Source organism: Pseudomonas sp. Ps21-P2 (assembly GCF_039672565.1).
GTDB lineage: Bacteria > Pseudomonadota > Gammaproteobacteria > Pseudomonadales > Pseudomonadaceae > Aquipseudomonas.
Window position 1 is genome coordinate 721,937 of sequence record NZ_JBDFPL010000003.1, and the last position, 13,012, is coordinate 734,948.

Below are 13,012 nucleotides of genomic sequence, written 5' to 3' on the forward strand. Positions count from 1 at the left end.
AGCCGGGAAGAGGCCAGTGTGTACGCCATCCATTTTGCAGTGCGCCTACTGACGCTTTCCCGGCTGAAGCCGGTCCTACTACCGGAGCGCGGTCCAACCTTAATCACCTACTGCTCGATCGAGCGGCTCCAGCGGGCGTTCCATTCCGGGCGGACCTGGTTGACCTGATCCCAATCGATGGTCACGGCGGTTTCCAGGTATTTGTTCATGGCTTCCACCTGGCCACGTGTCTTGTCGGTGGTCGGGGTTTTCGGGTTGGAGGGGATCTGGTCGCCCATCTCCAGGGCCGGCGCCTGGGCTTCCGGGGTCAGCAGGAAGGCCGCGAGTTTCTGCGCCAGTTCCGGCTGGTCGTTGTTGGCAATGGTGCATTCGGCCACGTTCAAGACCACGCCGCCTTCCTTCGGCGGCGCGTATTCCACCGGCACGCCCTTGAGCTTGAGCGCGGTCACCTGGGTCGGCGTCAGCGGGAACAGCGCCGCTTCGCCGGTCTGAACCATTTCCGAGATCTTCGCCGAGCTGGCGATGTACTCCAGCACGTTCGGGCCCACCGTCTTCGGCCATGCCTTGAAACCCGGCTCGACGTTGGTTTCGTTGCCACCCTGCAGCCGGTTGAACATCAGAAAACCGTGCAGCCCGAAAGTGGAGGAGGCCAGCGACTGGAACACCAGCTTCTCCTTGTACTTAGGGTCCGCCATGTCGGCCCAGGACGTCGGCGCGCTCCAGCCGTTGTCCTTGAACATCTTGGTGTTGTAGGCCAGCCCGGTGACACCCAGGCTCACGGCCACCGCTTCTTCCTTGATCTTGCCCTTGGCCGGAATGTCCGCCAGGCTCGTGCTCGGGTTCAACTTGCCGCACAGGCCCATGGAAATGGCGCGGTACATGATGCCGTCGTCGAGGAACATCACGTGCATTTGCGGGTTGTCCTTGCTGGCCTGGGCCTTGGCGAGGATGTCCGAGGACGTGCCCGGCACGATCACCACCTTGACGTTGTTGGCCTTCTCGAACGCGGGCAGCACATTGTCGGCGTACAAGCGCTCCATGGTGCCGCCGTTCATGCCAAGGTACAGCGTCGGTTCGGCCTGTGCGGGCATCGAAGCAAGCAACACGGCAAGCGGCAGGCAAGACAAGCAGGTTACGGCAACACGTTTCATGTGAGTCATGGGTTCGACCTTCCTCTGAGCAATGGAATGACGTTATCGGTGCCGGACGGCACGACGATGGCGGGCGATGAAGTGTGCGGTTGCGATTGAAAGCGTGTGATCGAGAACGGGCTCAGCTCGATGTTCGACGCCCCGACGCAGACTATCTGCGCCAAGGCCTCGCCCGCCGCCGGGCCAATCTGAAAGCCCGATCCGGCGAATCCGAAGCCGTGCAGCAGACCGGGTTGGGTCGAACTGGCCCCCAGCACCGGTTCGCGGTCGGGCAGATACCCTTCGGTGCCGCTCCAGGTGCGAATGGCCTGAGCACCGGCCAGCGGCGGATACAGTTCAACGGCGTTGCGCAGGATCTCCAGAATCGCCGCCTGACCCGGCCGCGCGGTGGCCGGGTCCAGCGGAAATCCCTGACCGCCGCCCAGCACGCAATTACCCCGCGCCACCTGTCGCGCATAGATCCCGCCGCCCTCGACGCCGGTGCTGACGTCCATGAACATCGGCAGCGGTTCGGTCACCAGCATCGCCGGGTGGCCCGCGCGCATCGGCACCGGCTCGCCGAACTGCTGGGCCAGTTGAGCCGCCCAGGCACCGGCGCAATTGAGCAGCCACGGGGCGCGAAAGCTTAGACCGCTGGCGGTCCTCACCCGAAAAGACTGCCCGTCATGGCTGACCTCGCTGACCTGGGCCTGCTCGAACGTCTGCGCACCGGCGCGGCGTGCGGCAGCGGCAAACGCGGGGGAGACGAGGCGCGGATTGGCATGGCCGTCCTCGGCGCACAACGAAGCGCCCACCGCCACATCGCCCGCCCAGGGGAAGCGCGCGCGCAACTGGCCGTGATCGAGCAACTGCAGCTCCATTCCGAACCCGCGCGACGCCTCTTCATACGCGACTAGCGCGGCCATGTCTTTGTCGCTGCGGGCCAGCTTGAGATGCCCCGAGCGCACGTATTCGCCGTCAGTGCCGATGAATGCGCGCAGGTCCCCCCAGATTTCGTGGGCGCGCCGGGACAGCGGCAGCTGCGACAACGGCCGGCCCTGACGGCGCACGCCGCCATAATTGACGCCGCTTGAGTGAGAGCCGAAAAAGTCCCGCTCCAGCAGCGCCACGCGTTTGCCGCTCAGGGCGAGAAACAGCGCCGCCGAGGCGCCGACGATCCCGCCGCCAATAATCACCGCATCCACTTCAACGGGCTGGCTCATTGTTCTGCCTCCACGCCAAACGGCAGCGGCTTGATAGGCGCCTGCCCGCGCAATCGTCCGACGCTGGCGATGTCGCGCCCCGACGCCTGAGCGACGATTTCCGTCGCGGCCAGTCCACACATGCGCCCCTGGCAGCGGCCCATGCCGACCCGGCACATGGCCTTGACGCGGTTGATCTCCCAGTGACCCTCGGCCACGGTCTGACGGATGTCGCCAGCGCTGACTTCCTCGCAGCGGCACACCGTCAGGCTGTCCGGCGCCTTCGCGGCCCAGTCTTCGGGGAAGGGGAACGCCGTTTCCAGTCCCTGGCGAAACCGCTGGATGGCTTCCAGTTGCCGCTGCAATTCGATGCTGCGGGCGCGGTCGATGCGGTAACCGATGTCGCCGAGCAAGGTCAGCGCTGCCAGTTCGCCGGCCATTTCCGCAGCGTCGGCGCCCATGATCCCGGCCCCATCACCGGCCAGATAAACCCCCTCGACACTGCTGCGCCCGGCAGCGTCGCGGGTGGGCAGCCAGGCGCGATTCAACGGGCTCCAGGCGAAGTCGCAACCGAGCAGATCGGCCAATTGGGTTTCGCTGCGCAGCGCGTGGGCGAAGGCGACGGCGTCACAGGCGAGGTTTTTCCGCTGATTGCCCTGTTGCCAGCTGACCCCGCTGACCCGCCGCTCGCCCTGAATGTCGTGCAGATGAACGCCCTGATGCACCGGGATGCCGTGGGCCGTCAGCCAGGCGCGGTAATAAAGCCCTTTGGCCAGTGTCGACGGTTGCCCGAGCAGCGCGGGCAGGGCGCGGGTCTGGGCGGATAAGGGCGAGCTGTCGAGCACTGCCGCCACCGTCGCACCGGCCTTGGCGTACTGATACGCCACCAGATACAACAGCGGCCCGCTGCCGGCGAAGACCACGCGCTGACCGATGGCGCAGCCCTGAAACTTCAGCGCGATCTGCGCTGCGCCGAGGCTGTAGACGCCGGGCAAGGTCCAGCCCGGCACCGGCAAGATGCGGTCGGTGGCGCCGGTGGCCACGATCAAATGCTTGAACGGCACCTGCGCCGTGCGGCCATTGCGCAGGGTGTCGAGGGTGCGTGCTTCGGCGTTCCACACCAGCGTCTCGGGGCGGTAGTCGATCTCGGTCTGCAACTGATCGAGGGTGGCGTGAACCGACTCGGCTTTGCCTGCTTCGAAACCGTACAGCGCCTTCGCCGAGCGCTTGAAGTTCTCCGGCTGGCGACGATAGACCTGACCGCCGCCACGCAGGCTTTCATCCAGCAGACAAGGGCGCAGGCCGTGGGCGAGCAGTGTCTGCGCGGCGCGAATTCCGGCCGGCCCGGCGCCGACGATGACGGTGTTCATGGCCTGAAGGGTTGGCGCACTCATTGGTTGCGCCCCGGTTCACGACTCACGCACACGCCGGCTTCCAGCAGCGTCGAGCAAGCCCGCACCCGTCGGCCGTCGCCCAGTTTCACCCAGCAGTCCTGGCACGCGCCCATCAGGCAGAAACCGGCGCGCGGTTCGCCGCTGAAGTCGCTGCCGCGTAATGAATCCTCAGCCGTCAGCACCGCCGTGAGCAAGGTATCGCCCTGCAAACCACTGGCCGGCTGGCCGTCGAGGGTGAAGGCGACCACGGCGCGGTCGCGTTCGGCCAGTCGTTTCAGCAATGCCATGGCGCGCGCTCCCTGAGACAGATGTCAATGGATGAAAGAGTCATCAGTGCCTCCCCACCAGCACACGGTCGAGCCCATACACCCGATCGAGGATGATCATGGTCGCCGCCGTCAGCGCAATCACCAGCGCGGACACGGCCGCCATCATCGGGTCGATGGATTCGGTGGCGTACACGTACATGCGCACCGGCAGGGTTTGGGTCGAGGGCGAGGTGACGAAGATCGACAGCGTGACCTCGTCAAAGCTGTTGATGAACGCCAGCAGCCAGCCACCGGCCACGCCGGGCAGGATCATCGGCAGGGTGATCAGACGAAACAGCGTGAAGCGGCTGGCACCCAGGGATTCAGCCGCTTGCTCGGCGCTGCGGTCCATGCCGATGGAAGCGGCGATCACCAGGCGCAGTACGTACGGCGTGATCACCACCACGTGGGCGAACATTAGCCAGACGAAACTGCCGTTGACCCCCATCAGCGCGAACAGACGCAGCATCGCCACCCCCAGCACCAGATGGGGAATGATGATCGGAGACAGGAACAGGCCGTTGAGAAAGTCGCGGCCGGGAAAGCGATAGCGGGTGATCGCCAATGCAGCCGGCACGGCAATCAACGTCGCCAGGGTGGCCGCGACCACCGCCAGAATCAGGCTGTTGTAGAACGACTGAATGAAGTCGGCGCGCTCGAATACCGCCCTGAACCAGCGCAGGGAAAAACCGTGCCACGGCAGGCTCAGGGTGTTTTCCGGGGTGAAGGCCACCAGGCAGACCACCACCAGCGGCGCGAGCATGAAAATCACCACCAGGGCATGAAACGACAGGGCCAGAGGACCGTTCTTGGACATGGCTCATTCCCCCAGGGATTTTTTGTAGCGGCCTTCAACCAGCCGGTTCCACGACAACATGACCAACAGGTTGATCAGCAGCAGCGCCACGGCAATCGCCGCGCCCATGGGCCAGTTGAGTTCCGAGAGGTATTGGTCGTAGACGACGGTGGCGACCATCTTCAGCCGGCGTCCGCCGAGCAGACCCGGGATGGCAAACGAACTGGCGGACAGGCCAAAGACGATCAACGTCCCCGACAGCACGCCCGGCATGACCTGGGGCAGCACCACCATCCTCATCACTTGCGCCTGAGTCGCGCCAAGGGACAGCGCGGCCTGTTCGGCGGAGGCGTCGAGTTTCTGCAGCGAGGTCCATACCGGGATGATCATGAACGGCAGCATCACGTGGACCAGCGCCAGAATCACCGCGAACGGCGTGTACAGCATCTTGATCGGACGCCCGCCGAGGGCCTGGATCGCCTGATTGATCAGACCGTCCGCGCCCAGCAACAGGCTCCAGCCGAACGCCCGTACCACCACCGAAATCAGCAGCGGCGTGAGGATCAGGATCAGGAAAATCGAACGCCACGGGGTGCCCATGCGGCTGAGGATGTAGGCCTCGGGCACGCCAATGACCACACAGAGCAGGGTCACCAGGGCGCTGATCCAGAAGGTGCGCAGGAAGATCTCGTAAAAGTACGAATCGGTGAGCAGATTGGCGTACTGCGCCAGGGTCCATTCACCGCTTTTGACTCCGACTTCGTAGTCGAACACGTTGAACGACAGTACCAGCGTCAAGGCCAATGGCAGCACCAGCAGGCCGAAGAACAACGCCAGGGCCGGGGCCGACAGCAGATACCCGCGTCCGGTGTCGCGCAGCACACTCATGCCGGCACCTCGTCGACGCTCAACACCCGCAGCAGGTCCGACGGCCAGTCCAGCCCCACCGCGAAGCCTTCGTTCATCGGCGCATCGCCATCGTTGCGGCGCACCACGGTGATTTCGCCGATGGGCGTTTCGATGCGGTACAGCCACTGGCTGCCAAGGAAGTAGCGCATGACCACGCGGCCTTGCAGGCGACCGGTCCCGGCAGGCACCAGATCGATTTTTTCCGGGCGCAGGCTCAACACCAGTTCGCCATCGCCGGGCTGATGACGGACCTGGGCCGCGCCGCTGGCATCGCGATCACCGCGCAGCAGATTGGCCTTGCCGACGAAGCCGGAGATGAAACGCGTGCGCGGGTGTTCGTAAAGGGTGTAGGGCTCGTCGATCTGGGTGATGCGCCCGGCCTGCATGACCACGACGCGGTCGCTGATGGACAGCGCTTCGGCCTGGTCGTGGGTGACCATCAGGGTGGTGATGCCGACTTCGCGCTGGATGCGGCGGATTTCGAACTGCATCTCTTCGCGCAGGTTGGCGTCGAGGTTGGACAAGGGCTCGTCCAGCAGCAATACCGGCGGCTCGATCACCAGCGCCCGGGCCAGGGCCACGCGCTGACGCTGCCCGCCGGACAACTCGCGGGGGTAACGTTCGGCATGGGGCGTGAGGCGCACCAGCTCCAGCACCCGGGAGACGCGGCGCTCGATGTCGGCACCCGAGACTTTGCGCATTTTCAGGCCGAAGGCGACGTTGTCGCGCACGGTCATGTGCGGGAACAGCGCGTAGGACTGGAACACCACGCCGAGGCCGCGACTGGCCGGCTTGGCGTGGGTGATGTCGCGGCCATCCAGCAGGATGCGTCCGGCGCTGACATCAACGAAGCCGGCGATCATTTGCAGGGTGGTGGTTTTGCCGCAGCCGGAGGGGCCGAGCAGGGAGACGAATTCGCCTTGCTCCACCGAAAGGTCAGTGGCCACGACGGCATTGACGGGGCCGTAGCGTTTGCACAGTGCCTGGAGTTCAAGAAAAGCCATGGCTGCGTTCCACCTTTTTTCGTGCGCACCGAAGGCGCGCGTTTTTTATGGGCAGATGCGAAGAGAAGTGCTGCGTGTGGCCGTGGACGCTGGCGCTCGATCGGTGTCGGCTGCCGCTGTTATTCAAATCGCCCTGTGGACCGATCCTAGGCCCAAGACTAGGATGCGCTCAACGAGCAATTTCATTGAGTGAGTCGTTTTTTTGAATTCATTCATTCAGCGAAAAGAAATGAGGAGCAGAGCGAAATGGATTCCACTGAGCGGAAGAGCGGTGAGAAAGAAACAGGGGTTGGTACGGTCTCTCGCCTGTTTGCCGTGCTGCGGGCGCTGGGCAAGTGTCCCGATGGCAGTGAGCGCGTGACGCAACTGGCTCAACAGGTCGGCCTGTCGCAGCCGACCACCCACCGCTTGCTACGCAGCCTGATGGACGAAGGCATGGTCGAGCAGGACCTGCGCAGCAAGCGTTACCGCCTGAGCCTGGAATTCTTCGCCCTGGCCGCGCGCGCCGGGCAGTCCGGCAACCTGCGGGACGTGGTGCGGCCGAGCTTGCTGCGCCTGTCGGCCTCGTTGGGGGACTCGTTGTTTCTGCTCGCCCGCAGTGGTTTCGATGCGGTCTGCCTGGACCGCAGCGAAGGGCCATACCCGATCCGCACCTTCACCGGCGATATCGGCGGCCGCGTGGCGCTGGGCGTGGGGCAGGGCAGTCTGGCGATCCTGGCGTTTCTGCCGGAAGACGAACGCGAGACCGTGATCCGCTACAACCTGCCGCGCCTGCGGGATTTTCATCTGTACGACGAAGTGATGCTGCGCTCGGAAATCGACACGGTGCGGCGTACCGGCTATGCCGCGCGCAATACCGGCGTGCTGGAAGGCATGGCGGGTCTGGCGGTGCCGATCCTCGACCGTGATGGCCGGGCAGTGGCGGCGTTAAGTGTGGCGACCATCAGCGACCGCCTCAGTGCCGACCGCATGCCCACGGTGGTGGACATGCTCAAGCGCGAGGCCGCGGCGATCAGCCAGAAAATCAACCCCTTCGACCCGGTGTTGCGCAGACCCTCCCAGGTGTTCGGTCAGCGGGAGTGATTGCTGGCTGGTACGCACTCATCTGAATCCCGTTCAGCACGTCTCGACCACCGTTTGACTGGGCTGGAGCCCTTGCCGTTGGCGCTTTTCAGCCGTTGGTCGGATCTGCCGAGCCGACCTTCAAGAAGACCTGCGCGGGGTCGAATCACTCTGTGTAGGCGCCTCGTTTTCGGATCGGTCCGACGCGATGGCACAGGGATGTGGCAAGCCGCAAAAACTCCGGGTGATCCTCGGAGCAGGTTGTCCTCCCTTTTGAGATCCTCCTATGTCGAAATCCCTGAGATTGCAGATCCTCGCGCTGCTCAGCGGCAGCCTCGTGCTGGTCGTGCTGATTGCCCTCGCGTGTTTCCAGTTCCTGTCCAGCAACGTGCACGCCTATCGCGGTCTGCTTGAAGGGCCGCTGCACGCCTCGCAACTGGTCGATCAGGCCAACCTGCAATTCAAGGTTCAAGTGCAGGAGTGGAAAAACGTATTGCTGCGCGGCAAACAGCCGGCCGATCGCGACAAGTTCTGGGCGCAATTCGAAGACCAGGAACGTCAGGTGCAGGATACCCTCGGCAGCCTGAGTGCAATGGACGGGCTGGATCCGGCCACCAAAACCCAGGTCGAGGCGCTGCGCACCGAGCACCGCACATTAGGCGTGGCTTATCGCAAAGGCCGTGACGCTTACATCGCTGCCGGCGGTGACCCGGTCGCCGGTGACATGGCCGTTAAAGGCGTTGACCGTGCCGCCAGCGAGCAGATGACCGGCCTGGTGACTGGCCTGCGCAAACAGAGTGACGAGCAGTCGAAAATCCTCAGCAGCACCGCCGACCGGACCATTCTCATCGGCACGCTGGTCATGCTCGCCTCGGCGCTGCTGGTGGGCGTGTTGACCCTATGGATGGTCAACCGCAACATCGTCGGCCCGATCCGCCTGCTGATTGAATACGTTGCGCAATTGAGTCAGGGCAAATTCAGCGACCGCGTCAGCATCACCCGTCAGGATGAGCTGGGGCGTCTGGCCGTTGCCGCCAACACGCTGCGGGATTTCCTCGCCGACACCTTCACCCGCCTCAAGCGCAGCACCACTGACCTGGACAGTGCCGGCGGCGAGCTGAAAGCCATTGCCGCGCTGATGGCCCAGGGTACTCACGAACAATTCGAGCGCACCGACCAGGTGGCGACGGCGATGACCGAAATGTCCGCCACTGCCCAGGAAGTCGCCCGCCACGCGGCCCAGGCCGCCCAGGCCGCTGACGAAGCGGACCGCAGTTCACAGGAAGGCAGCAAGGTCATGGGCGCGACCATCACCGCGATCACCCAGATGCGCACCGAGATCAGCAACACCGCCGACGTCATTCGTCGTCTGGAAACCGACAGCGGGCGGATCGGCAAGGTGCTCGAAGTGATTCGCGGCATCGCCGAGCAGACCAACCTGCTGGCGCTGAACGCGGCCATCGAAGCGGCCCGTGCCGGCGATGCGGGGCGCGGTTTTGCGGTGGTTGCCGACGAAGTGCGCACGCTGGCCCAGCGCACGGCGGCCTCGACGGCGGAAATCAACCAGATCATCAGCTCGGTGCAGACCGGCGCGGTCGATGCTGCCCAGGCGATTGAAAGCGGGCAGGCACGCAGCCAGGAAAGCGTGGATCAGGTGGCGCTGGCAGGCTCTTCGCTGGAACGCATTACCAGCGCCGTGGAAGCCATCCGCGACATGAACCGTCAGATCGCCACGGCGGCGGAAGAGCAGACGTCAGTCGCCGAAGACATCTCCCGCAACCTGACGGAAATCACCGCCATCGCCACCACCAACCAGGACAACGTCCAGCGCACCCAGACCGCGAGCCAGGATCTGCATGTGTTGTCGGTGGGGTTGAATGACGTGATCTCGCGGTTGAGTGCGTAGCGCTCAACCACGTTGTCACTGCTGAAGCGCGCTCCTACAGGTTCGTGCGGGTTCTCACCATCCGGGCCGGACGCAGATCAACTGTAGGAGCAATCGGAGGTTACGACGGTCGCGAATGCGGTGGGTCTGTCACACCACCATTGCCTGACCCAACGCATTCGCCAGCAAGCCGGCTCCTACTGAGATCGCGTCGTGCGGTCACCTTTCAGCCCTGGCGAAACACCAACGCTTTCAATCCGCCGCCTTCCTCGGCATCGGCAAATTCCGGCGGGTTTTCCAGCCGCTCCACATAGCGCAACCCGGGCGCTTCGCGGGTCACGCCTTCGATGAGAAAGTCCGCGCCCAGCAACGGGTCGTTCATGCACGCCAGCACCGTGCCTTCTGCCGTCAACAGCTCCGGCAGTTTGCGCAGCACCCGCTGATAATCCTTGGTCAGCAGAAAACTGCCTTTCTGAAACGACGGCGGGTCGATGATCACCAGGTCATAGGGCCCGGTGCTTTTCACCTTGCCCCAGGATTTGAACAGCTCGTGGCCGAGAAAGGTGACCTTGCTCAGGTCATGGCCATTCAGGCGATGGTTGTCGCGACCGCGACTCAGCGCCGCGCGCGACATGTCCAGATTGACCACAAAGTCCGCGCCGCCCTCGATCGCCGCCACCGAGAACCCGCAGGTGTAGGCAAACAGGTTCAACACCCGCTTGCCCGCCGCATTGGCCCGCACCCAGTCGCGGCCATAGCGCATGTCGAGGAACAGCCCGGTGTTCTGCTTCTTGCCGAAATCCACAAGATAGCGCAGGCCGCCCTCGGTCAGCGTCCATTCCTCCAGCACCTCGCCCAACAACGCTTCGGTGTGGCTGTCCGGCAGATAACGGTGCTGCAACAACAGCGTATGGGCGCGGGATTGCTGCCATGCCGCTGAATCGATCAGCCTGAACAATCGCTGCTTCAGCGCTTCCAGCTCATCGGCCGCCGGCTCCTTGAACAGCGACACCAGCACCACGCCCTGCATCCAGTCGACGGTCAGGTGTTCCAGCCCCGGCCAGCGTCGGCCACGGCCGTGAAACAGCCGGCGGGTCTCGGCGGGCGCGTCGGCGAGGGCGGTCTGAAGGTGGGAGTCGAGCAGGTCGAGGGCGGCGGCATTCATCGGTGGGCGGCAGGTCGGCAGTGGGAAAGGGCGGCATTCTAGACCAATCGCGGAAGCCGCGTTCGTCGCCTCTGCGTCCGCCGCGAAACCCTCGGGCACACGCGGCTAACCGGGTTGCACAGCCCATCGCTTCACGGGCAAGCTCAGCGCTCTCTGCGTTCTGATCCGGAAAAGGAAATGCCATGGCCGACGAACCGATCCTGCGCGACGCTCGCGAGTCCGATATGCCCGCCGTGCAGGCGATCTACGCCCATCATGTGATTCACGGCACCGCCAGCTTCGAACTGGAACCGCCGACCCTCGAGCAAATGCTGCAGCGCCGCGCCGACATCTGCGCCAACGGTTTGCCCTATCTGCTCGCCGAGCGCGACGGTGAAGTAGTCGGCTACGCCTACGCGACTCCGTACCGGCCGCGCCCGGCCTATCGCTTTACCGTGGAAGATTCGGTGTACGTGCGCGAGGGCATGGCCGGGTTCGGGATTGGTCACGCGTTACTGGCGGCTGTCATCCAGCACTGCACGGCATCCGGCCGCCGGCAGATGGTGGCGATCATTGGCAACAGCGAGAACAGCGCCTCTATCCGGCTCCACACGCGACTGGGCTTTCGCCAGGTCGGCGTGTTCGAGTCCGTCGGCTTCAAGCACGGCCGCTGGCTCGACACGGTGATCATGCAGCGCGAACTGGGGGAGGGCGCAAGCACGACCCCCGACCGTTAACCCTGCCGATCAGGTGGCCGGCGCGCCCTCGGGTTGATCCTGCGCTACGCGGTCGCCGGTTTCCGGCACCGCCAGCCACAACAGCACAAACGCCACCGCCGCAATGGCCGCCAACGTCAGGAACGCCGCGCTGTAGCCTGCCTCGCGCACGACCAGCCCGGCCAGGCCGTTGCTCAGCGCCGCGCCCAGGCCGAACACCGTCGAGATGGCACCGAGACTGACATTGAAGCGCCCGGTGCCCCGCGTCAGGTCCTTGACCACCAGCGGCAGCAGCGCGCCAAACGCGCCGGCGCCGATGCCGTCGAGCAACTGCACACCCACCAGCCAGTAAGGGTTGTCGGACATGACATACAGCACACCCCGCAGCGGCAGGAAAATGAAACCCGCCAGCAGCAAGGGCTTGCGTCCCCACACGTCGGCCTTCGCGCCCACCAGCCAGGCCACCGGCACCATCACCAGTTGCGCAGCGACGATGCAGGCGGAGGTCAGCGGCGTGGCGAGGTTGACGTCGATCTGCGAGAGCTTCTGACTCACCAGCGGCAGCATCGCCGCATTGGCCAGGTGAAACAGCCCGCAGCAGATGGCGAACACCAATAACGGCCGGTTATGCAGCAGGACAGCCCACCCGCTGGGCTGGTCCTTCCCCTGGTCATGGCTGGGGTCAAAGCCTCGGGCTACGTCGTGATCAATTGCCGAGGCATCGACGAACGCCACCGCGACAATGCTCGCCAGGGCCATGAACGCCATGAGGTAGAACACGGCAATCGGCCCGAACATCCATGAAAAGATGCCCGCCAGCAGAGCTGCGACGGCGTTGCCCGCGTGGTTCCAGGTTTCGTTGCGCCCGGTCCGGCGGGTAAAGGCTTTCGGCCCGGTGATGCCCAGGGAAATGGCCGCGATGGCGGGGGCAAACACGGAGCCGGCAATGGCGCTGATGCTCTGGGTGATCGCCACCCAGGTGAACGAGTGAATGAACGGCAGCACCAGACAGCCGGCCGTCACCAGCAACGCTGCCACGATGACCACCAGCCGCTTGCTGCGGGTGCGGTCAATCAGCGCACCCGCCGGGGTTTGTGTGACCAGCGCGGCGATGCCGGCGAGGGTCATCACCAGCCCGATGCTTGCCGGATCCCACTTGTGGACAGCCAGTAAATAGATCGCGAGATAGGGCCCAAGGCCGTCGCGCACATCCGCCAGAAAGAAGTTAAGACCGTCCAGAGAACGGTTATTGCGCTGATCGGATGGGTTGCTCAAGGTCGGCCTCACTCTGACGGTGCGCAAGCGAAACGGCTGCGGCATTGCTAAATGACCCGGCGCCATTGTTTTGGTTCTGCGCACTGTTGCGGCTAACGTAACGGACTTTCTTGTCAGGGCGTTTGAATCGAAACCGTCCCAGGCATAAGCTTCGCGCCATTGATATCGCCGGACGTGTTGAGTCCGG

At 64.4% G+C, this 13,012-nt stretch carries 12 protein-coding genes; 3 read left to right on the plus strand and 9 right to left on the minus strand.

Annotated features, from left to right (window positions below):
- Positions 1-107: 107 nt before the first annotated feature.
- The 7 genes from ABEH28_RS10780 to ABEH28_RS10810 are packed head-to-tail and all read right to left on the minus strand — an operon-like array spanning position 108 to position 6,743.
- On the minus strand, positions 108-1,160 hold the full coding sequence (locus tag ABEH28_RS10780; protein WP_346629897.1) for an ABC transporter substrate-binding protein: 1,053 nt from the start codon (positions 1,158-1,160) through the stop codon (positions 108-110).
- On the minus strand, positions 1,157-2,353 hold the full coding sequence (locus ABEH28_RS10785) for an FAD-binding oxidoreductase (RefSeq protein ID WP_346629898.1): 1,197 nt from the start codon (positions 2,351-2,353) through the stop codon (positions 1,157-1,159). The genes ABEH28_RS10780 and ABEH28_RS10785 overlap by 4 nt, the downstream gene beginning before the upstream one ends.
- Positions 2,350-3,726 (minus strand): FAD/NAD(P)-binding oxidoreductase, encoded by a 1,377-nt coding sequence (locus tag ABEH28_RS10790; RefSeq protein ID WP_346629899.1) that lies wholly within the window; start codon positions 3,724-3,726, stop codon positions 2,350-2,352. The genes ABEH28_RS10785 and ABEH28_RS10790 overlap by 4 nt, the downstream gene beginning before the upstream one ends.
- Positions 3,723-4,013, minus strand: a complete 291-nt coding sequence (locus ABEH28_RS10795) for a (2Fe-2S)-binding protein (RefSeq protein ID WP_192171918.1) — start codon at positions 4,011-4,013, stop codon at positions 3,723-3,725. The genes ABEH28_RS10790 and ABEH28_RS10795 overlap by 4 nt, the downstream gene beginning before the upstream one ends.
- A 43-nt stretch (positions 4,014-4,056) precedes the next feature.
- Positions 4,057-4,851, minus strand: coding sequence for an ABC transporter permease (locus ABEH28_RS10800; protein ID WP_122535809.1), 795 nt, complete (start codon positions 4,849-4,851; stop codon positions 4,057-4,059).
- A gap of 3 nt (positions 4,852-4,854) precedes the next feature.
- Positions 4,855-5,718 (minus strand): ABC transporter permease, encoded by an 864-nt coding sequence (locus ABEH28_RS10805; protein WP_346629900.1) that lies wholly within the window; start codon positions 5,716-5,718, stop codon positions 4,855-4,857.
- Positions 5,715-6,743 carry an ABC transporter ATP-binding protein gene (locus ABEH28_RS10810; protein WP_346629901.1) on the minus strand — a complete coding sequence of 343 codons (1,029 nt, stop codon included), beginning with the start codon at positions 6,741-6,743 and terminating at the stop codon, positions 5,715-5,717. Before ABEH28_RS10810 ends, ABEH28_RS10805 begins: the two co-directional genes overlap by 4 nt.
- 246 nt (positions 6,744-6,989) lie before the next feature.
- On the opposite strand from ABEH28_RS10810, the gene ABEH28_RS10815 reads away from it, so the two are divergent.
- Both ABEH28_RS10815 and ABEH28_RS10820 read left to right on the plus strand, forming a co-directional pair.
- Positions 6,990-7,826 (plus strand): IclR family transcriptional regulator, encoded by an 837-nt coding sequence (locus ABEH28_RS10815; RefSeq protein WP_346629902.1) that lies wholly within the window; start codon positions 6,990-6,992, stop codon positions 7,824-7,826.
- Between the two features lie 265 nt (positions 7,827-8,091).
- Positions 8,092-9,711: a methyl-accepting chemotaxis protein gene (locus ABEH28_RS10820; RefSeq protein WP_346629903.1), complete on the plus strand. Its 1,620-nt coding sequence runs from the start codon at positions 8,092-8,094 to the stop codon at positions 9,709-9,711.
- Positions 9,712-9,916: 205 nt separating this feature from the next.
- On the opposite strand, the gene ABEH28_RS10825 is transcribed toward ABEH28_RS10820, so the two are convergent.
- The gene (locus ABEH28_RS10825) at positions 9,917-10,855 is read right to left on the minus strand and encodes a class I SAM-dependent methyltransferase (RefSeq protein ID WP_346629904.1); all 939 of its coding nucleotides are present in this window, start codon (positions 10,853-10,855) and stop codon (positions 9,917-9,919) included.
- Between the two features lie 182 nt (positions 10,856-11,037).
- Here ABEH28_RS10825 and ABEH28_RS10830 point away from each other — a divergent pair, with 182 nt between their 5' ends.
- Positions 11,038-11,571, plus strand: a complete 534-nt coding sequence (locus tag ABEH28_RS10830; RefSeq protein WP_346629905.1) for an N-acetyltransferase family protein — start codon at positions 11,038-11,040, stop codon at positions 11,569-11,571.
- A 9-nt stretch (positions 11,572-11,580) separates the two neighbouring features.
- On the opposite strand, the gene ABEH28_RS10835 is transcribed toward ABEH28_RS10830, so the two are convergent.
- Positions 11,581-12,825 (minus strand): MFS transporter, encoded by a 1,245-nt coding sequence (locus ABEH28_RS10835; RefSeq protein ID WP_282369882.1) that lies wholly within the window; start codon positions 12,823-12,825, stop codon positions 11,581-11,583.
- Positions 12,826-13,012 lie beyond the last annotated feature (187 nt).

Excerpts from the sequence above, each read along its gene's own strand:
- ABEH28_RS10780 (WP_346629897.1), bottom strand. The coding sequence starts at position 1,160 with ATGACTCACATGAAACGTGTTGCCGTAACCTGCTTGTCTTGCCTGCCG.
- ABEH28_RS10785 (WP_346629898.1), bottom strand. The coding sequence starts at position 2,353 with ATGAGCCAGCCCGTTGAAGTGGATGCGGTGATTATTGGCGGCGGGATC.
- ABEH28_RS10790 (WP_346629899.1), bottom strand. The coding sequence starts at position 3,726 with ATGAGTGCGCCAACCCTTCAGGCCATGAACACCGTCATCGTCGGCGCC.
- ABEH28_RS10795 (WP_192171918.1), bottom strand. The coding sequence starts at position 4,013 with ATGGCATTGCTGAAACGACTGGCCGAACGCGACCGCGCCGTGGTCGCC.
- ABEH28_RS10800 (WP_122535809.1), bottom strand. The coding sequence starts at position 4,851 with ATGTCCAAGAACGGTCCTCTGGCCCTGTCGTTTCATGCCCTGGTGGTG.
- ABEH28_RS10805 (WP_346629900.1), bottom strand. The coding sequence starts at position 5,718 with ATGAGTGTGCTGCGCGACACCGGACGCGGGTATCTGCTGTCGGCCCCG.
- ABEH28_RS10810 (WP_346629901.1), bottom strand. The coding sequence starts at position 6,743 with ATGGCTTTTCTTGAACTCCAGGCACTGTGCAAACGCTACGGCCCCGTC.
- ABEH28_RS10815 (WP_346629902.1), top strand. The coding sequence starts at position 6,990 with ATGGATTCCACTGAGCGGAAGAGCGGTGAGAAAGAAACAGGGGTTGGT.
- ABEH28_RS10820 (WP_346629903.1), top strand. The coding sequence starts at position 8,092 with ATGTCGAAATCCCTGAGATTGCAGATCCTCGCGCTGCTCAGCGGCAGC.
- ABEH28_RS10825 (WP_346629904.1), bottom strand. The coding sequence starts at position 10,855 with ATGAATGCCGCCGCCCTCGACCTGCTCGACTCCCACCTTCAGACCGCC.
- ABEH28_RS10830 (WP_346629905.1), top strand. The coding sequence starts at position 11,038 with ATGGCCGACGAACCGATCCTGCGCGACGCTCGCGAGTCCGATATGCCC.